Source organism: Pseudomonas syringae pv. tagetis (assembly GCF_022557255.1).
GTDB classification, from domain to species: Bacteria; Pseudomonadota; Gammaproteobacteria; order Pseudomonadales; family Pseudomonadaceae; genus Aquipseudomonas; species Aquipseudomonas caricapapayae.
Genome location: NZ_CP092924.1, coordinates 1 through 17,499, shown reverse-complemented (window position 1 = coordinate 17,499; position 17,499 = coordinate 1). Strand labels below are relative to the sequence as shown.

At 53.8% G+C, this 17,499-nt stretch carries 20 protein-coding genes, 3 pseudogenes and 1 riboswitch; of the genes and pseudogenes, 5 read left to right on the top strand and 18 right to left on the bottom strand.

Translation table 11 applies throughout. The features are described from left to right. Positions 1–4 precede the first annotated feature (4 nt). The 5 genes and pseudogenes from MME58_RS26895 to MME58_RS26875 all read right to left on the bottom strand — a co-directional run. On the bottom strand, positions 5–328 hold the full coding sequence (locus MME58_RS26895) for a DUF190 domain-containing protein (RefSeq protein ID WP_003425060.1): 324 nt from the start codon (positions 326–328) through the stop codon (positions 5–7). Positions 329–408: 80 nt separating this feature from the next. Next, on the bottom strand, positions 409–774 hold the full coding sequence (locus MME58_RS26890) for a hypothetical protein (protein ID WP_003317538.1): 366 nt from the start codon (positions 772–774) through the stop codon (positions 409–411). Next, complete coding sequence (locus MME58_RS26885) at positions 771–2,117, bottom strand: voltage-gated chloride channel family protein (protein WP_011267047.1); 1,347 nt, start codon at positions 2,115–2,117, stop codon at positions 771–773. Before MME58_RS26885 ends, MME58_RS26890 begins: the two co-directional genes overlap by 4 nt. Before the next feature lie 80 nt (positions 2,118–2,197). After that, a riboswitch (Fluoride riboswitch) is annotated at positions 2,198–2,270 on the bottom strand. Positions 2,271–2,365: 95 nt separating this feature from the next. Then, on the bottom strand, positions 2,366–2,689 hold the full coding sequence (locus tag MME58_RS26880) for a DUF190 domain-containing protein (RefSeq protein WP_003425054.1): 324 nt from the start codon (positions 2,687–2,689) through the stop codon (positions 2,366–2,368). Positions 2,690–2,804: 115 nt separating this feature from the next. Then, a pseudogene (locus MME58_RS26875) lies at positions 2,805–3,443 on the bottom strand (arsenic resistance protein); the annotation flags it as partial. Positions 3,444–3,534: 91 nt separating this feature from the next. On the opposite strand from MME58_RS26875, the gene MME58_RS27980 reads away from it, so the two are divergent. Next, on the top strand, positions 3,535–3,969 hold the full coding sequence (locus MME58_RS27980; protein WP_003425026.1) for a MerR family transcriptional regulator: 435 nt from the start codon (positions 3,535–3,537) through the stop codon (positions 3,967–3,969). A 433-nt stretch (positions 3,970–4,402) separates the two neighbouring features. Here the strand turns inward: MME58_RS27980 and MME58_RS26865 are convergent, their stop codons facing one another. Then, on the bottom strand, positions 4,403–4,627 hold the full coding sequence (locus MME58_RS26865; RefSeq protein ID WP_003425025.1) for a DUF6555 family protein: 225 nt from the start codon (positions 4,625–4,627) through the stop codon (positions 4,403–4,405). Positions 4,628–4,849: 222 nt separating this feature from the next. Here MME58_RS26865 and MME58_RS26860 point away from each other — a divergent pair. Then, a pseudogene (locus MME58_RS26860) lies at positions 4,850–5,185 on the top strand (DUF1264 domain-containing protein); the annotation flags it as partial. A gap of 125 nt (positions 5,186–5,310) precedes the next feature. Here the strand turns inward: MME58_RS26860 and MME58_RS27975 are convergent. Further along, positions 5,311–6,015 (bottom strand): methyl-accepting chemotaxis protein, encoded by a 705-nt coding sequence (locus MME58_RS27975; protein WP_413038778.1) that lies wholly within the window; start codon positions 6,013–6,015, stop codon positions 5,311–5,313. 201 nt (positions 6,016–6,216) lie between these two features. Then, positions 6,217–6,930, bottom strand: a pseudogene (locus MME58_RS27970) (MCP four helix bundle domain-containing protein); the annotation flags it as partial. Between the two features lie 192 nt (positions 6,931–7,122). On the opposite strand from MME58_RS27970, the gene MME58_RS26850 reads away from it, so the two are divergent. Next, complete coding sequence (locus tag MME58_RS26850; RefSeq protein WP_233591031.1) at positions 7,123–7,806, top strand: hypothetical protein; 684 nt, start codon at positions 7,123–7,125, stop codon at positions 7,804–7,806. Position 7,807: 1 nt separating this feature from the next. After that, positions 7,808–8,758, top strand: a complete 951-nt coding sequence (locus tag MME58_RS26845; RefSeq protein WP_241409139.1) for a tyrosine-type recombinase/integrase — start codon at positions 7,808–7,810, stop codon at positions 8,756–8,758. 937 nt (positions 8,759–9,695) lie between these two features. On the opposite strand, the gene MME58_RS26840 is transcribed toward MME58_RS26845, so the two are convergent. From MME58_RS26840 to MME58_RS26810, 7 genes are all read right to left on the bottom strand, one after another. Beyond that, positions 9,696–10,271 carry a PBECR2 nuclease fold domain-containing protein gene (locus tag MME58_RS26840; RefSeq protein WP_003348590.1) on the bottom strand — a complete coding sequence of 192 codons (576 nt, stop codon included), beginning with the start codon at positions 10,269–10,271 and terminating at the stop codon, positions 9,696–9,698. A gap of 187 nt (positions 10,272–10,458) precedes the next feature. Further along, positions 10,459–11,100, bottom strand: a complete 642-nt coding sequence (locus MME58_RS26835; protein WP_055005745.1) for an SOS response-associated peptidase — start codon at positions 11,098–11,100, stop codon at positions 10,459–10,461. A 211-nt stretch (positions 11,101–11,311) separates the two neighbouring features. Further along, the gene (locus MME58_RS26830; RefSeq protein ID WP_003348585.1) at positions 11,312–11,599 is read right to left on the bottom strand and encodes a hypothetical protein; all 288 of its coding nucleotides are present in this window, start codon (positions 11,597–11,599) and stop codon (positions 11,312–11,314) included. Then, complete coding sequence (locus tag MME58_RS26825) at positions 11,589–12,239, bottom strand: AAA family ATPase (RefSeq protein ID WP_003348583.1); 651 nt, start codon at positions 12,237–12,239, stop codon at positions 11,589–11,591. Before MME58_RS26825 ends, MME58_RS26830 begins: the two co-directional genes overlap by 11 nt. Positions 12,240–12,351: 112 nt before the next feature. Beyond that, positions 12,352–12,552: a hypothetical protein gene (locus MME58_RS26820; RefSeq protein ID WP_003348581.1), complete on the bottom strand. Its 201-nt coding sequence runs from the start codon at positions 12,550–12,552 to the stop codon at positions 12,352–12,354. A 337-nt stretch (positions 12,553–12,889) separates the two neighbouring features. Beyond that, positions 12,890–13,300 carry a hypothetical protein gene (locus MME58_RS26815; RefSeq protein ID WP_005782529.1) on the bottom strand — a complete coding sequence of 137 codons (411 nt, stop codon included), beginning with the start codon at positions 13,298–13,300 and terminating at the stop codon, positions 12,890–12,892. A 93-nt stretch (positions 13,301–13,393) separates the two neighbouring features. Further along, the gene (locus tag MME58_RS26810; protein WP_016569387.1) at positions 13,394–13,681 is read right to left on the bottom strand and encodes a hypothetical protein; all 288 of its coding nucleotides are present in this window, start codon (positions 13,679–13,681) and stop codon (positions 13,394–13,396) included. 265 nt (positions 13,682–13,946) lie between these two features. On the opposite strand from MME58_RS26810, the gene MME58_RS26805 reads away from it, so the two are divergent. Next, the gene (locus MME58_RS26805) at positions 13,947–14,267 is read left to right on the top strand and encodes a hypothetical protein (protein WP_005782530.1); all 321 of its coding nucleotides are present in this window, start codon (positions 13,947–13,949) and stop codon (positions 14,265–14,267) included. A 75-nt stretch (positions 14,268–14,342) separates the two neighbouring features. Here MME58_RS26805 and MME58_RS26800 read toward each other — a convergent pair whose 3' ends face one another. From MME58_RS26800 to MME58_RS26790, 3 genes are all read right to left on the bottom strand, one after another. Continuing rightward, entirely contained in the window at positions 14,343–15,641 is a 1,299-nt protein-coding gene (locus MME58_RS26800) for a Y-family DNA polymerase (RefSeq protein ID WP_055005744.1), read from the bottom strand. Further along, the gene (locus MME58_RS26795; protein ID WP_055005743.1) at positions 15,619–16,044 is read right to left on the bottom strand and encodes a LexA family protein; all 426 of its coding nucleotides are present in this window, start codon (positions 16,042–16,044) and stop codon (positions 15,619–15,621) included. The genes MME58_RS26800 and MME58_RS26795 overlap by 23 nt, the downstream gene beginning before the upstream one ends. Before the next feature lie 138 nt (positions 16,045–16,182). Further along, positions 16,183–17,499: a replication initiation protein gene (locus MME58_RS26790; protein ID WP_055005742.1), complete on the bottom strand. Its 1,317-nt coding sequence runs from the start codon at positions 17,497–17,499 to the stop codon at positions 16,183–16,185.

Genomic DNA, 17,499 nt, shown 5'->3' with positions numbered 1-17,499 from the left:
TTTTTTAGTTTTTCGCCTGGCCCACTCGACCGTATTCGATGGGCAATTTGATATAGCTCAGTGAAAACGACTCCTTGGCCAATGCCTCCAGCAACCTGTCGCACCCAATTTCATCAGTGGATATAGTCACCGTGACGGGATGGTCGGCACCGCCGAGGAAATGCGCCGTATGCAAATGCCCCAAATGATCTAGCCCCTCTGTACCGCTCACCAACGTCGCACCCAACGCGCCCTCTCGCTTGGCGAACTCGACCAACCACTCTCCCAGTGGAAGGTGCTGGTAGTTGGTACTCTGTTCGGTGAAAAACGTCAGTTGAAAGCCGTTCATAGCTACATCCTCTAATGTCGCGAGTGACCGACGCTTCGGTCGGCCTTACCTCTTCATTTCCGAGCTGTTTTCAAACTGAATTACGACGCGTCAGTGAGCGGTAACTCACATAAGAGAAGAACTGCTCGCACCTTGCGTAACTCGTCAGCGTGGTCGCGCAGGTATGCGCGCAGCTTGTCCTCTGTATCTAGCAATTCCAGACACTGGGGATGACGCATATCGCCAAGCTCCGGGTGATGATGGGAGATGCGATGGCCTGGCAAATAACCTGCAGAAATCGTCTTGAGCATGACCTGCTCAATTCTTGCTTTTTGAGCAACTTTAAGGAGGTGCTGGGCTAGTGCAGGTGCGCTTAGGTGGTGCCAGAAGCTGGTCACGCGAGCCCGGCTAGCGCCAGGAAAATAGAGTTGCAAAGCTGTCAGGCGATCTTGGTGATGTTCAATCATTTCTCTTCCCCCGCAAGAGTCACTTTCCGCTCGCTGGCGGATTCACTTTGAGCATGAAATTGCTTGATATCAGAGAGCCGGATTTCCTCCGGAAGAGGACGGTGATGCTTGCTGTGGCCGACGCGCTGGGCGTGATAGATCCCGGTGTGTCCGGATACGAGGTAACTTGCGATACAGGCAATGGCTGCAAGCGGAGCAATTTCGGGCCCGAAGAGCTCCATGGCCATAACGATGGTTGCCAGTGGCGTATTAGCTGCACCGGCAAAGACGGCGACAAAGCCGATACCAGCCAGCATGCCGAAGGGAAGGTGCAAGAGGGGAGCCAGCGCATTCCCCAAGGTGGCACCGATGTAAAACAGCGGTGTGACTTCGCCGCCCTTGAATCCAGTCCCCAGGGAGACAACGGTGAACACCATCTTTCCAAGCCAGTCCCAAGGGGCCATTGGCATTTGAAAGGATTGGACGATGCTCGGAATGCCTAGCCCGATGTACTTATCAACGTCGATGTAATGGTTACTACCGAGCGCCCACACTGCGACTGCGATCAGCAGGCCGCCGGCGAAGGGTCTTAATGGTGAATAGGTGATAAGCCGCTTAACGAAGGCTCCGAGCTTGTGGGTCGCAGTCGCGAATAGCAGGCCGGTAAGGCCAAAGACAATCCCAGCTGCCACCACAGCCATGACGCTCCACAGCTGCACCGGAACCACTTCGCCAATGACGTAATGCGTGTGAACCACGCCCCAGGCTTGCCCCACCTGGTCAGCAACGATTGCCGCAACCACGCAAGGGAAAAGCGCGTCGTAACGCATACGTCCAATGGCCAATACTTCAAGTCCGAATAAAGCCCCGGCAAGAGGGGTGCCGAAGACGGACGCAAAGCCAGCACTGATACCGGCCATGAGAATCACCCGACGGTCTTCGCGGCGCAGACGGAAGACATGCGTCAGTTGATCGGCAAGGGCACCGCCCATTTGCACCGCCGTCCCCTCACGTCCCACAGATGCACCAAAAAGGTGGGAAACCACGGTTCCGATCAGCACCATCGGCACCATGCGCAAAGGCACGATCTTCTTAGGATCATGGATCTCATCGATGATCAGGTTGTTTCCGGCATCAACGGGTTTGCCTATCAAGTGATATGCAAGTCCCACAGCAAAGCCGGCCACTGGCAGGAGCCAGATTACCCAGGGATGGGTTTCTCGCCACTGGGTGGCATGATCCAAAGAAAGCAGGAATAACGCAGAAGCAGAGCCTGCCAAAAGAGCTACAAGACCAGCAAGCGCAAGCCATTTCGCTATATAGGGCAGTAAGTCGAGTTGTTCAGGTCGTCGAAATTTAGACATTTGGCCAGCCACAAAAAATAAGTGGGCCTGACCAAAGAAGGGATTCTAAGCGCGAACGCCTACAGACCTGGTTTGATCAGGTTTCTGTAGGCATCATCAGCTGCTACGGGCGCAGCGGTTTGTTAATGGAGGAATGCCATCTCCAATGCGCCGATCTTAGCTAGGTCTGTCCAAAATGTAAAATCGTGTTTCGGAGTACGAGGCAAGCGAAGGCGTCTTCGAGTCACCGCTTACGAAAGAGGGCCAAACTAGGTGACCTCTGTTCCGACGAAGCCCAGCTCAACTGGGGTTTTTATGTAAAACAACGAGATATCTTCAAGCTCCAATCGCTTGAATAACTGTTCAGATTCGTCCTCGGTAATGGCCATACGAATTTCGGTAGGCTGATCCGCTAGTTCAAAAAAATGCGAGGAATGCAGCCGGCCGGTATGCCCAAAGCCTTCGATACCTGTGGACAGAGTCGCACCCCGCAGTCCCATTTCTTTCGCCAAATCAACGACCCAGTCGCCGAGCATCTTTCCCTGATAGCGACGATTCTGTTGAGTAAAGAAGGTCACCAGAAAAGCTTTCATGTTCCTCTCCTCAGCGCGTGTTGATTATTTGATAGGACAGAAGCCCGGCAGCCGTCATTACCAGCGAGCCCACGACGTGTAGTGAAACTGAGCCTAGCGCCCAGGGCAGCCTACCCATCACGACCAATACAGCCGCCATAGCCGGTACAGGCATCCAGGCCCATGCGTTGTTCCAGCTTTCAACGATGCGTGATCTCTTTGCCCCGGCAGCTGTTGCTACCGCTAAGACCAAAGGCAAAGCGATCAGCATCACAAAGGCCTCAACAAATGGGCCTATAGAAATGACCACTGTTGAGTCGTTACCCAGCATGAAGGTCAGGTACACCGGCAGCAGTACAAGCTGCATCAAAAGAAGCAATGGGGTGGCCGCCAGAGTGAGTTTGGAGTCGCCTTTACCGATATGGGTAAAAACCACCACATAGTCGATACAAGGCGTCAGCAAGACCAACAGGGCACCCACCAAAATCGCCGGGTGATTGGTTATCCCCATCGTCAATGCCCAAACCAGCAAGGGGATGGCCACGAAGTTGGCTGTGAGCAGCGCCGCCATGAAACGCTTATTTGCGAGGCCATTACGGAGATCCAAGAACGGGATCTGTAGAAACATGGCGTACATCAGCACTGCGATGGTGGGTGTCACCGTCGACCCTAATGCTTCAGACGCATTGGGGGCGAGCAGGCCTCCGAGGGCCGCGACAATGACCGCGACGAAGTAAATGGGAATCTGGTTAGTCTCTAGCTGTTCTCTGTCCACAAAATGCCCTTCAAGCGCGTGAAATTATTTTCTGAAGACAGGTTAATATCTGTAGCTGCTACAGGTTCAAGAAAATGCTTGGGGAGTTTGCATGTCAGGAATCGGGGCGCTGTCGAAATCAACGGGTTGCCACATTGAAACGATTCGCTACTACGAGAAAATAGGCCTTTTACCTCCCGCCCTGCGGTCGACTGGGCGTCATCGAATCTATACTGAAAAGCATCGATCAAGACTCGTCTTCATCCGGCAGAATCGTGAATTGGGTTTCCCGCTCGAAGATATCCGAGAACTCATCGCGCTCGCAGCAGATGCTGATCGTCCGTGCGCTGACGCGCTTTCGGTGGTCAAGAAGCACCTAGCGGAAGTAGAGTCGAAGGTAGCAAAGCTTCAGCAAATCCGGGTAGAGCTGCTCTCAATGGCAGGTATGTGTGAGTCAACATGCTTAGGTTCGAACACTCCAGACTGCACGATTGTTGAGTCACTTTTTGAACCTGCTGCTGGGGTTCGCTCTGGTTGCTGCTCCTAGACGAGTCAAGAGCATAGGGGGAGCAAGCTGCCATCGAAACCGAATAGCGCGATAGCCTCGACAGGGTGTTTCGAGCGTCCGTCTACACCAAACGGGCTGGTACAAGATGTGTTCGGCAGACGCTTACGACCTGATCAATTCCTGGTGGAATGAAAGGCGTGACGCTGGCCCGGGAAGCCAAGCGCTTTTACCCCACTCCAAAGGTGTCGCTGAAAACTGGTTATTCCGAAAACTCGCTAGAGCCTACGGATGCGGGGGGATTTTGATGTTATCCAAATCTTACGTGCCCATCGATCTGGCTAAGAAGGTGAGGCAAGTGCTGGAGGGGCCCAACGGGGTCAGATGACTATTCGTTCTTGTTCAGTGCAGCCGTCAAAGCCCGCCAGCTTGCTCTAATGGTGCATTGATACACCATGCGAGACTGAGCTGACTACTAAGCGTGCGACCACTGCACCTGGACAATACCGTGCCGCTTGGCGAGTGGCTTGCTAACGATCTGGACCCTGTCTCGGCGATATTTCGGGATCTGCGCTACCCCCGAATCCACTGCAGCCCAGTGCCAGGCCTCAGCATTGCTCATGATTTCCGCGCTGACGTAAAAGCTCTTGTCGGCACCATTGTGCACGTACTCGATTCGATAATGAGCGGAGTGTGGCATGGGCAATTCCTTTCCCGGAATGTGACGAAGTTCCCTTATTCGGAAAATCCCCAAGTTCCTAAGTTCCGTCTCTTTGAATCACCTCACCAGCTCCGGCAATGGCGGCATAGTGTTTAGTCCACACTGAGGCCTAAAGGCAAGTGGCGAATCCCCGATCTGTTATCAACCAATCTTCAGGCCATGAAGCTCAATTGCTGTGGAGTCACTCAGATTGCTGACCGGGTGGAGCGACTGGCTCATACCCATGGCAAGACGTGGCACACCTGGCACACCGATCAAGACAAAACACTTCCCCTAGGTGTTCCACAACTGATGATGGGGTTCACAGCTGACGGCCAGGCTGATCCCGCAATGCAGCAACAACGCAACCAACGCTTGGGAATCGTCAAGTCGGCAATCAAAGCTCAACGAGCCGATATTCAGATCCCCAAAGCAGATCCAGGTGCGGATGGATGGCAGCATGGGAAGACAATTCAGATCAACGATCCTACGGGACATCTTCACGGGCCCGCAACGTCACCCACCCCACAAAACACAAACAGCCGATCAACCCAATAGCCAATAGACTGTGCAATCCCTGCAGGCTCACGCTCAGGGAGGACGGTATATCGCCAAGGCACAGTCGACAGTCTAGGTCCGATATCCAAGGACATCGGACGAGTCCGCTGACGTACGTGAATACCTTAAACCTTGAAACGATTGACCAGCTGATTCAGACTAACCGCAAGCTTCGACATCTCGTTGCAAGCGCTTGCAGTCTGGCTTGCACCTGCAGAACTTTGGGAGGCCAGCTCGCGAATGCTAACCAGATTGCGATCGACTTCCCGGGCGACGTGCGCCTGTTCTTCCGAAGCGGTGGCGATGAGAATGTTACGCTCGTTGATGCCCGTAATAGCTGTCGCGATCTGGTCAAGCGAACTGCTGGCATCGCCTGCGACGCTTAGGGATTCTGCAGCCAGTTCTCTGCTGGTGGCCATCGCCTTCACGGCCTGGTCAGAATCGTTCTGAATGGCCTGAATCATCTGCTCAATTTCTTGCGTAGACACTTGCGTGCGGTGAGCGAGGGCTCGAACTTCGTCAGCAACGACTGCGAAGCCTCGGCCTTGTTCACCCGCCCTAGCGGCCTCGATCGCGGCATTGAGCGCAAGCAGATTGGTCTGCTCAGCAATGGCTCTGATCACCTCAACCACTTTGGAAATGTTCTGTGCACGATTGGACAAGCCAGTGATCTGCTCGCTGGTGTCGCGCACGTTGCTCGACAGCTTTTCGATGGACTTAAGCGTCTGCGATACACGCTCCAAACCAACCTCCGTATAGCCCTGACCTTTCCTGGACTCTTCGGAAGCTGATTCGGCATTGCGTGCTACCTCGTCCACTGCAGCGCTCATCTCGGTGACAGCAGTTGCAGCCTGATTTACTTCATCATTCTGCGACACCAGGCCAAGGCTGGATTGCTCAGTCACCGCGGTCATTTCTTCCGAGGCGGCAGCCAGTTGGGATGAGGAGTCAGCGATCTGCATGATCGTGCTTCGAAGGTTCTGCTGCATCGTGGCCAACGCGCTCAAAAGCCTGCCTGCCTCGTCGGTACCGCTTACCTCAACCTCCTTCGTCAGATCGCTTGAGGCAATGCGTTCGGCGACGCTAAGGGCGCTCCCGATGGGCGACGTAATCGTTTTGGTTAGAAGAGTTGCCAAACAAAGAGTCAGGAGCGCGACGAAGATAATCAGGCCGATGACGATGTAAAGACCTGAATCATAAACTTGCGTCGCTTGAACACCGGCAAGCGCAGCGCCTTTGTTATTGAATTGTGTTAATTCCTCGACCTGAGTTTCCATTTGGTTCGTGAGGGGACGTATACCGGTAGCGACGAGTTTGACAATCGAAGCGGTGTCGCCTGCCTTCAACAAAGGTTCCAGCAGATCCAGTTGGCTTGCGTAATCGTCGTAGGACTTTTTCACGGCCAAGAACAACTGTCGCTCCTGGTCACTCGCAATGAGGGTCTCATAGTTATAGACCGCATCCTTCATGGCTTTCCGGTAGGCAGGAAATTTGACGATGGTCTGCTGAACGGTTTGAGGATCGGCAACGGCCCGCTGGGTCTCCAACCGGACGCGAAGGACGGTGGAGTTCATCATCGCGGTTTGCCGAATACTGGGTAGCCAATTCAGTTCGACATCCTTTTCCGTATCGCGAAGCTTGCCCATCTGCAGTATGGCGATGACGCCCAAGACCACGACCAGCAAAATGATGGCCGAAAAAAACAAGGTGGCGCGTGGAGCGAGGTTTATATTTCTGAGCCGCATAGGACTTCCCACTGCAAGATGGCCAGAGGCCTGGTCTTGAAGCTATCGGCTAGAAATCGTGAAGGATTATGGCTGTTCGTCAGCTCGTTGACACCACGTCCCCCGGCGGCGCATGCGTACCATTGTCGGTTATGGCCGTTACTTACCAATGTAAGAAATACGTTATCACCACTTTTTGACATGGAGCTGTCGGTGGATATTTCAGAGCTGACCAAGATTGATTACACCAATCGCGTTGACTGCTTGGTGGAGACTTACGCCGAAATCGCCGAGCAAGCGTTCGCATGTTTTCTCGATGAGGTCATCGACCCGGCTGCGAGGATTGGGTTTAGCCCATTCGACGATCCAGGGGGACTCATGGATCAATATGAGAGAAGACGAGTCAGCGGCATCAAAACCATCGTGTTTGCCGCCATGGCTATCGAGGCGGCGGCATTTGAATACGCAGCAATGAGCTTGGGTGATCGAATGGCCAAAAAGCTCGACAAGATGGACCTTGAAGGGAAATGGATGATCGCGACTCAACTGGCTTGCGGCCAGTCTTTTCAGGCTAATAGTCCCGCCATCAATGGCCTCAAAAGCCTGGTAAGTGCGCGCAATGCCTTGGTGCATCACAAGTCCAGCCCGGATGACAGCGAAGGAAAGTCGGTGGAGAAAATGATGAAGCGCTGGGCCGACTTTGAAAAAGACCAAGTGCCCAACGCCTTCAAGACCCTGGTATTGCTCTCCCTTGAACTGGATGCGTTGCCAAACAGCATTATTGGGACCCTCCCCTACTACGGCAAAGACCCGTTCCACGATTATCCGCGCCATCCTGGCGTCAAAGCAGTCATTGAACGTTGCCGCATGATTCACAGCGATGCGAATGGAGGTTGAGGTGTCAGATCTGATCATTACCAGTGATCGCCGGCTTACAGCCGTCGAGTTTCAGCAGTTGGCTAGCGTGCCAGCGGCGGCGGAGTGGTTCGCCAATATCGACAATCCGCGCACGCGTCGTGCGTACCAGAATGACCTGCAAGACTTCTGCAGCTTTGTCGGTCTGGCCGGCGCCGAGGAATTTCGCGCTGTGACCCGCTCTCACGTTTTAGCCTGGCGCGCACAGTTGGAGCTGCGAGGCCTGGCCGGTGCCACGATTCGGCGCAAACTGGCGGCGCTGGCCAGCTTGTTCGATCATCTCTTGGAGAACAACGCGGTCGCCGGCGGCAATCCCGTGCATGGCGTCAAACGGCCTCGCGTCGAGAGCAATGAAGGCAAGACACCGGCCCTTGGTGATCACCAGGCCAAGCAGCTGCTCGATGCTCCGGACACTGAAACGCTCAAGGGTCTGCGCGACCGGGCAATTCTGGCCGTGCTGCTGTACCACGGCCTGCGTCGGGAGGAAGCGGCGCAACTAAAGACCGGCGATCTGCAGGAGCGACGTGGCATCAAACACCTGCGGGTGCATGGCAAAGGCAGCAAGATCCGCTTTCTGCCGCTCCATCCAGTGGCCGCCGAGCGTATCTATGCGTACCTAGAACGGGATGTTGAACGAGACGCTGCGCCAGGTCCGCTGTTTCGCTCGATGCGTGGCACCACCACCGGTGCCGGTGTCACTGCGAATGGTCTTTACACCATTGTTGCGCAGTGGGCACGCGTGGCAGGCATCGAGGTCGAGCGATTGGGTGTGCATGGTTTGCGAGCAACAGCGGCAACCAATGCGCTGGAGCATGATGCGGATATCGCCAAGGTGCAGATGTGGCTGGGCCATGCCAACATCAGTACCACGCGGCTATACGATAGGCGCGGCCAGCGGCCAGAGGATTCACCGACTTTCAAAGTGAAGTACTGAGACTAGCGCTAGCGAAAGGTTCAGTTACTGTCTTGATGGCTCAGAGGATTGACCGCTAGTCGGAAAAAAGCATTCAACGATTAGTTGACTACAGATACCCTAGCAACACTTACTAAAAAACTGCGAAAACGAGCACCTTGGTCACCGACGAACGGTGAGGCTCAATGATTATGAGGGGTACAGTGGCGAATACTTTTAATTGATATCATCCCACGATACACCTTTTGCAAATTTTTACTCAGAAACGACGAGGCCCGCAAACTGCGGGCCTCGCGGCGTTTTGGACTCATCCACACGTAGCGCCTAGCGAACTTCTTCCTTCGTTGCTAGACGATTGGTAACATGCAGGGCAAGACGAAACGCAATACTTCTTTTTACTTGGCAGTTAAAGGGTATTGCGGGATGACACCGCCGTCAACTTTAAGGCTATGTGCTGTCCGACTCGCCGACACCCTCGCTCGATCTGGGCGAGCCCTTTAACGCATGAGGTTTACTCTATGAAAGCAGTTTTCGAACGGTTTCTGCCGTCTGAACTGATTCGCGCGCTGCAAGCGGCTTACTGGTCCATTCGCTTGTATCGCGTGATACAGGAATTCTAAGGACTAGCCGCACCAGAGAAGAAACGGGAGCCTTGGCTCCCGTTTTTGACTCTCTAAAAAAACGGCTAGCAGTTACCTGGTACTGCCATAGGCCCAATCAAGGGCAGGTGGTGCAGCGAAATGCCTATCATCAAGGGTCACCGGAAGTCCCGGAAAATCACGGCCATTCATCAAATTTGGTTGACACACGTGTCACCTTGTATATGATTGCAAGTGAGCGCGAAACCAGTGGCCTTCAGCGGCAATGACTGGCGTAGGAACCCCGGCGATGGCTGAACATCGGCGTAGGGTGAGACCTCCACACCCCTGCTTGAGGGTGTGTATATGAATATCAAGCTTCAAATTTGAGGGCTACTTTCACAAGTAGCCCTTTTTCTTTGCTCTGAAAAAAGCGTGTAGCGCTTGTACAGCAGCTCGCCATGACGATGCTTGTTGAGCGATTTGGCGTCCGTGTGCATAAAATTCCAGAGCATCTGGCCCTCGATGAACACAACGCTTACGAGCATCTGCCGCTTAGACTCATACGCACCAATGAAAGCCAGGCGGTCAGTGCCGTCCGTGAAAGCCACTTTCCAGACCTCTAGCGGCCCAGTGAGAGTGTCTAAAGCCAATCTTACGTAGCGCTCCCGGGCATCCAGTCGTTTTTCGACGATGTGGTAGATGCTGCTGCGCAGGATAGTCACATCCCCCATAGGCGTAATGACAGTTATGGACAAAATCGCAGAGTCGATGAACCCCAGATGCTGAGCTGTCACCTCAATGGCGTCTTCATGGCTGGACGCCGCAGTGACTTCCTCAAGAGCATGTGTACGCAGCTCACGCGCCAAGGTACGCAGGTCAGGAAGATTGCTATCAACCCACGTGGGCTGGCCTTTTACTTCAGAAATTTTGGGTAGGAGAGTATCCGTGCTCAAACGTCGTCGCTCAATCTTGGCGGTTGTTAGGTCGTCATTGTGCCATGTCTAGAGAAAGACAGTAGTGATGCCGAGCCTGGCGGTAGAGGTTCAATTCAGCGAGCGGAGTTCCCTCGATATTCAGGGTTGCCGGTGACAGCCAGCGCGACAAGTCAGCCTGTCCGTCACCAGCTCCAGGTAAGGCTCATCACATGTCCACAATCAGCCGATCTGCCGGGTACTGGTTCATAAACGCCGCGCTCTGCTCTGGCCGCGCAGTCAACCAGTCCGCATACGAGCCCTTGGGCAAAATAACTACCATGCGCTTTTCATCCTTGGGCTTGTGGTACGCCTTCATGAAGTCGTGATCATCTGCATTCACGGTCAGCATGGTGTAGCTGTGCAGGATCTGGTCGGTGGACGGATCGCGCCACTGCTCCCACAGCCCAGCAATGCCCAGCAGCTCGCCGTCTGCACGGGCTATACGCGTGGCTATTGCCTTGCCTGATCGCCAGTCCGGCTCGTAGATGGCCACCGCTGGGATAATGCAATGTTGCGCTTGGCGCCATGCATGTCGGAACGACGGTTTCTCGGCCACTGTCTCTGATCGAGCATTGTAGGTGTGTTTGGCAAACTTGCTGTCCTTGCTCCAGGACGGGATCAACCCAAAGGAGCCGGTCAGCACTTCCATGGTTGCGGGAGAATCGTTGTCATCTGCCCGGCCATCTGGGCGGCGCAGGAATGGACCGATGTAGCCAGGCCACAGATCGAGCCTGCCCTGGTCGAACAGTGCGACCCCGAACACTTCAGCGACCTGGTGCGGTGACGGTGCTTCATAATGGCTACACATAGTGGCTCGCGGGGGCATGTGGATGTACTAATGTGAGACGCCGCCCTGCCCTGCCGTTCCATTTAATCGACTGGTTACAGCCTAATGCCAGATACGATAAAAGGTGCCTTAGGCACCCTCTTCGTACTATACGTAGCCAAAGAGCTGGCCACCCTGTGCCCGGCCCATTTGAGAATGAGCAAACCAGTAATTATTATTTAATAATTACCAATTAATCCAGAGTATAACCTTGCGCTTCCAGCGCATGCTTAACTATCGCACTAACCGTCCTGAGTGCTTTTCCGGAGCGCTTATTTTCACGCACATCGTCCTCAATTTTCTCCAGTATGCCTGGGGGCAAGCTGATCGATACGGGAACGGGCTTCCGCTTATCCGGTGCCTTTGCCAACGGGGTTGAGTCATAAGGCTTGTCAGCAAGCTCTCGGGCCAGGCGTTCCGATGCTTCCTCGCTGACCTGCCCCCTCCTATTTGCAGTCTCACTCGCCTTTTTAATTGCCATGGAACACCTCTTTCAACAGACTCTTTATCTCGTTAGCTGCTTCACGGTTTTTCCCTTCTAAAACTGACATTCCCGAAGGAATCGAGTCTTTGTATGCTTTCCGATAGAAGCCGACTGAATCCAAAGGCTTGATCTCAGGATACTCGGAAAGAAATTCCAGGAATTCGCGCCTCTCCGTGACACGAACTGCAGGGTTTGGGGAAGCCATAGATTGATAGGCATATGCCTGCAGGTTTGGGTTTAGATCTCGGCAGCGCAAGACTTGCTCTTGCAGCTCCCCAAGGGTGTCCAGATCGAGCTGGCTGCATTGGTTTGGAGCAATGATGATGTCTGCCACTACTGCTCCGGTGATCAATTCACGCGAGTTTCTACCAGCGACGTCGACAATCACATAATCAAATTTCTCGCTCAGTGTTCGCAGCGTAACCGTGATGTTGTCGCGTTTTTCAATCAGGGTGATCTTCGGTTCCAGTTGTGCCGCTTCACGCTCTGCGTACCATTTCGAGGCGCTGCGTTGCGCATCCGCGTCTACTAAACAGACATCGTAGCCTTCCATTGCCAACCCAATGGATACGTTTACGGCAGTGGTAGTTTTGCCTACGCCGCCTTTGTTCCCGCCAACCATCACGATTGTGCCCATGTGGGCCTCCTAAATTAATTCGCAATTAATAATTCGCAAATAACAATTAATAATCAGCTCTGCGGGGCTTCTAGTCAAGACCGATCCAGCGCAGATCGGTCCATTCCCCTTCTCAACGATCTAGAACGACCCGTCGCTTGGCTTTGATACCGTCGATGTCAGTCGTTATAAGGATCAACGTGCCGGTAAAGCTGTTACCTGTGTAGAAGCGGATCCACTCAGCTGCACGTGCTGCACTGGTGGTGAATTCGTTGATGATCGTAGTAACACCCTCGTCATCAATGACCGCTCCAGTAAGCGCATAAGAGGTCATATGCCATTCCCTTAGCCCAAGATTGGACGGCACAGCACCCTGCGTATCCGAGCGGACACGCAGAGGCCATTCGCTGCAGCTAAAAACAGCTTTCAGGTGATAAGGGGATGCTTACGAAGGAACGACATGAGCGACTCGGCTATGCAGGGAGCTGCAACCTCACCGGCAAACTGTTTTATCCAATAGCGATATTTAGGGTCTGCAAGGTCACGTAACAGCAAAGGACGAGCTGTGATACATTTCATGTTGAGCATGATTTTCCACCAGGTTTATTGTGTTCACGCTGGGGGTGGTTGCACCCATCCCCAGCACCTTCTTTGACTACCTTCTCCTTCTATTAGCCCGTGAATGCCAGAATCGGCACGATGTCCTGCGGCACTCGGCCTGTGAGGATTAGAAAATTTCGCCAGATCTCGTAAGGCACGTCTTGGCTCCCCTCCTTGAACTTCCTAATTCGTCTGTCTGATGCGATGCGAAGCAATCCCGCCAGCTTTTTATCCGTCGCATACGCGTCGAAATGGTCCTGAAAGTGCCGGAAATAGGACCTGACTATTTCAGCGTGAGGTGCTTCCCATCCTTCGTGCTTACGCAACAGGTGAGTACGCGGAAACAGGGCCTCGTCCAGATCCTTCGGACCAGGAATGCTTGGCGCGTGCAGGTTTGCTTCGAGCTGCTTTATCGCCTCGCGAGTAGCCATCTCGAAAATCAATCTCTGCTGTTCAGGGATACCAGGTAGCTCAATCTTCATTGTCATCCCATTAATTAATAAATCATAATTATTAATTGCCAATTAATAAAACATATTGAGGAACGTAAAGACTGGGGCCTTCCGGCCCCTTCTTCACCGTGGTGACAGTTCGATACGCTGAACGTCTGAAACACGGATGTTGACCAGGTTCAGCGTCCCTGTTGCCAACCTTTCCCAGTAGCCTTGCTGATGCACATGCATCAACGCGTAGAAAAGGTAGTCAGGTAGAACGATGTCTGTTCGGTTCACCAGGACACCTATGTGTTCAGTATTGAACACTCGCCCTGGTGCGCCGCATCGTTCTGCTGAACCCCGACGAATTATCCAAAAATGAGCCTCTGGAAAATTCGTCCGGATAGTCGCTACATCTGAAAGTCTCATCTCGTTCCTCGTAGGTGGCAACGACTAGCCCCCTCAGGTTCGAGTGGCTCTCTGCGTGCCACCAACAAAGACATAATAGGCCCATATGGGCCTAAAAACAAGAATTATTAATTACTAATTCATAATTAATATTTAAAGCAGCACGAGCGCTGGGAATTGATCACTTAGCCTTTACGACCCAGAAGTGATTTGATTTCCAGCATCCATCACTTAATCTGCCTGAGCTGTGCCAAGCAACAGGTAAAAAAGCTCGGAAGAGCTGACAATGGAGAAGTCGATAGTGTCGAAGAAATTCATAACCACGTGGTTTTACGCATCTAAGCACTCAGAAACTCAAGACGTTGGTATTTTCAGAACCAAATTCAGGAAAATCTACGATGATCGCTCTGTGGATTTCGATGAGTTTTCACAGCGCCTTGAAGAGGCATATAACAACTTTGATGAGAGAGGCTATGACGTGGTCAACGTCGTTCCAGTGGCCATGGGCTCGTCGGAGAACTGCAATCAGTCCAATGGAACTTATGTTGGAGACGTTGGCTTCTCGCTGACGCGAGGCGCAGTAATTGTTGGAAAACGCAGAGATTAAGCTAGCAAATAAACCTCTGGAATTTCAGGGTAGCCGAGGGTTTTCCTTGTCTGACCTGGGGATCCTGGCACTTGATCAGTTAGCCTTTACAACCCACAGCTGATCAAGTCGCGTCGTGTAGCTCTGGCTCATCAGCCCACGGCGCATCCCCCAATCCGGAACGACTGGTACTGATCCTGTACGCAGCGTCCCGCGTCCCCACTTGCCGTTGATCATGTCCAAAGTAGCCATCAGTCGATCTGAACTCGCCGGCTGATTGATGGTGAACAGATCGTCGGTGAATTCGCCTGGCTGGCAGATATCCATCAGCAAGACTTCTGCTTTGCTGTACCTGAAGCCTGGTCGAAAAATCCGCGAAACCGCCTCTGTCGCGAACTGGGTCATCACCCTCACATCGTTGGTGGGGTAGGGCAGCTGGACCAGAGCGCCGTTTGCATACTTGGCTTCGTCAGGATTGAACATGCCGGTGCGAATGCTCACACGGATCTTTTTACACACCGATCCCTGGGCGCGTAATTTTTCAGAGGCACGCATCATGTAGGTGGCCACCGCCTCTTTGATCGGCCCCAGCTCGGTCAAGCGCTTACCAAACATTCTGCTGCAGCAGATCTCCTGACGTGGTGGTTCGACTTCGTCCAGCTCCAGGCACGCAGTACCCGCCAGCTCGCGTGCCGTTTTCTCGATCACGACGCTAAACGTTTTGCGCAACATCCAGGGATCGGCCATGGCCAAGTCCTTTGCCGACAGGATCTGCATGCCCTCCAGGTGCGCTTTCATTTTTCGACCGATGCCCCAGACCTCTCCGACAGAAGTATTGCGCAGTACCCAATCACGCTTTTCAGGGTCACAGATGTCCACGACGCCACCCGTGTGTGCTTGCAGTCGTTTGGCTGTGTGATTGGCCAGCTTGGCCAGCGTTTTGGTCGGTGCAATCCCCACACCCACTGGGATACCGGTGCAGCGGTAGACTTTTGATCGAATCGATCTTCCCAGTTCGGTCAAATTGCCAGGAATACCGGTGAGGTCTGCGAACGCCTCATCGATGCTATAAACCTCAACAGCAGGGACCATGGATTCAATGATGGCCATCACGCGCTGGCTTAAGTCTCCATAGAGCGAAAAATTACTGCTGAACACCTGGATTCCGTGCCGGCGCAAAATATCTTTGATCTGAAAATAAGGCGCGCCCATTTTCACGTAGGGTTTTGCATCGTAGCTGCGGGCAATAACACAGCCATCGTTATTGCTGAGCACCACAATAGGCACCTTGGCCAAGTCAGGTCGGAAAACGCGCTCACAGCTGGCGTAGAACGAATTGCAATCGACCAGGCCAAAGACCGGCGCTGGCTTGTTACTCAAATCTTGTGACGCCATGTCGCACTACGCCCCATATCGACAGCTCTTCACCTTCCAGAATATGCCGAGGCGGATAGGCGGGGTTGGCTGACTTCAACACCACATGATCGCCCTGCAGGATAAGGATTTTGCACAGCGGCTCATTGTTCAGTGCCGCAATAACGATGCTGCCACTGGACGGCTTTCGCGAACGATCTACGACCACCAGGCTGTCATGAAAAATCTTCGCACCTTCCATGCTGTCACCATCAATCTTGGCCACGTAGATGTGGGGCGCACGCAAGTCCATCAGCCGGTCGAATGAAAAGTCCTGCTCGATGTGATCCGCTGCTGGATTAGGAAAACCGGCAGGGATTTTAAAGGTGTAGAGCGGGATGACCTTTCCGGACTCGCACAGCCGACCGAGTATTTTGACATTCATGACGCGAACCTGAATGAGAACAGAGTTAACTGTATGGACGTACAGTTAACGGCGCGCTGCGGTTTCCCGTCAACTCAAGCCGACCAACAGCACACAAGCCGTTCTCTGATCGCACTGAACTCATTCAACGACGCCCCATCATGAACAATCGTCATGTTCTGTTTTTAAGGGCTCTCCAGCTTGCGGCCCCTGCGGGACCGCAGATATCTGATGTACACCGGATTGCACCCCCGGAGCGCGGCGATTTGCAGCCCGGGCCGGAGCGGGTTGGGGGGGGGTAGCTGAATCGACTTGGCCATGTGCATCAGAGACAGCCATAGCAGGCTGGCGGGTGACCCTGAGAACGCTCACAGTGGATGGTTGAGAGACTTCAGTGAGAATGTGCGTGTAGCTGGCCACCGTTCTCACCGAAACGCCGGCGAGTGTCGCAATGGCAGAACGTACCAATGCCTTGCCCTGGTCTTGAAGCTGCCTGCACGCGGCACGGATCTTCGATTCTGTGGCTTTGTGCCGCAGCTCATTGGTGCGCTTCGCAGCCAGGCTCTGCCGCTCGGTGAGCGACAAGCTGCCATCGAGCTGCATTGCGCCTCGATGGCAACGACGATCACCGGTGTACCGATCCCACGTCCAGCGACCTACGGATTTGACCGTGGCGCGTATCGAAGACAGCGGCAGGTTTTCCGAAAAGCCCTGTTTTAGAAAGCTGTTGTGGTTGTACGCATACGCATCGAGCGAGCGCATGAAAGACTCAAACGACCCCAGCTCGCGCTCGCGATTGACGATGCTGTACGCAAAATAACGCAGCTGCTCGAACAGGATGCAGTGCCGCGAATGGCTGACCTGGTCAAGCTTGGGACCAGTGGCCCATGGCTTGACGGTCAGCTCTACCGCGCTCGCCAGTTCGCCCAGTTCATAGACGTGGCTGTGGAATTCAGTCGTTTCCCACCAGGGGTGACCAGGTGTTTTGGCCACAGGGCCACCGTGGTAGTCCACGTCCGCGTCGAGGCGAGCGGCAAACGCGGCATAGATCGCTTTCATGTACTGAATCGGCTTGGCTCGTGCGTTCTCGGTGGTGCACACGGACGGCACGGCATAGAACAATTGGGAATGGCCGCTTTTTCGGTTACGCACCATCAGGTTCGGCGCGGGCAACCCGGCATCGTCCCAGGCCAGGGCATTGGCGTGGTCTAGGTCGAACACCAGCCAGGACACCATGCCGGGGCGATTGACCTGCATATAGGGATAACGAAGCGCGTACTCACGAGGGCGAACGCGGGTGGCGGTTTTGTCATCGCTGCATCGTGCCATGTACGGCGCTTCCAGCAATAACCGATTGAGCGCGGTGCCGTCTTCGAAAAACCGCGCTGGCGGAAGGTGAGTGCTGCTGGCCAGCGGATCGGCGTTGGCCATGTATGAGGTCGCAAGGGAAAGGCTGAGCGCATTGTCGTGGCTCAT

Excerpts from the sequence above, each read along its gene's own strand:
- MME58_RS26895 (WP_003425060.1), bottom strand. The coding sequence starts at position 328 with ATGAACGGCTTTCAACTGACGTTTTTCACCGAACAGAGTACCAACTAC.
- MME58_RS26890 (WP_003317538.1), bottom strand. The coding sequence starts at position 774 with ATGATTGAACATCACCAAGATCGCCTGACAGCTTTGCAACTCTATTTT.
- MME58_RS26885 (WP_011267047.1), bottom strand. The coding sequence starts at position 2,117 with ATGTCTAAATTTCGACGACCTGAACAACTCGACTTACTGCCCTATATA.
- MME58_RS26880 (WP_003425054.1), bottom strand. The coding sequence starts at position 2,689 with ATGAAAGCTTTTCTGGTGACCTTCTTTACTCAACAGAATCGTCGCTAT.
- MME58_RS27980 (WP_003425026.1), top strand. The coding sequence starts at position 3,535 with ATGTCAGGAATCGGGGCGCTGTCGAAATCAACGGGTTGCCACATTGAA.
- MME58_RS26865 (WP_003425025.1), bottom strand. The coding sequence starts at position 4,627 with ATGCCACACTCCGCTCATTATCGAATCGAGTACGTGCACAATGGTGCC.
- MME58_RS27975 (WP_413038778.1), bottom strand. The coding sequence starts at position 6,015 with ATGAGCGCTGCAGTGGACGAGGTAGCACGCAATGCCGAATCAGCTTCC.
- MME58_RS26835 (WP_055005745.1), bottom strand. The coding sequence starts at position 11,100 with ATGTGTAGCCATTATGAAGCACCGTCACCGCACCAGGTCGCTGAAGTG.
- MME58_RS26830 (WP_003348585.1), bottom strand. The coding sequence starts at position 11,599 with ATGGCAATTAAAAAGGCGAGTGAGACTGCAAATAGGAGGGGGCAGGTC.
- MME58_RS26825 (WP_003348583.1), bottom strand. The coding sequence starts at position 12,239 with ATGGGCACAATCGTGATGGTTGGCGGGAACAAAGGCGGCGTAGGCAAA.
- MME58_RS26820 (WP_003348581.1), bottom strand. The coding sequence starts at position 12,552 with ATGACCTCTTATGCGCTTACTGGAGCGGTCATTGATGACGAGGGTGTT.
- MME58_RS26815 (WP_005782529.1), bottom strand. The coding sequence starts at position 13,300 with ATGAAGATTGAGCTACCTGGTATCCCTGAACAGCAGAGATTGATTTTC.
- MME58_RS26810 (WP_016569387.1), bottom strand. The coding sequence starts at position 13,681 with ATGAGACTTTCAGATGTAGCGACTATCCGGACGAATTTTCCAGAGGCT.
- MME58_RS26805 (WP_005782530.1), top strand. The coding sequence starts at position 13,947 with ATGGAGAAGTCGATAGTGTCGAAGAAATTCATAACCACGTGGTTTTAC.
- MME58_RS26800 (WP_055005744.1), bottom strand. The coding sequence starts at position 15,641 with ATGGCGTCACAAGATTTGAGTAACAAGCCAGCGCCGGTCTTTGGCCTG.
- MME58_RS26795 (WP_055005743.1), bottom strand. The coding sequence starts at position 16,044 with ATGAATGTCAAAATACTCGGTCGGCTGTGCGAGTCCGGAAAGGTCATC.
- MME58_RS26790 (WP_055005742.1), bottom strand. The coding sequence starts at position 17,499 with ATGAGCCACGACAATGCGCTCAGCCTTTCCCTTGCGACCTCATACATG.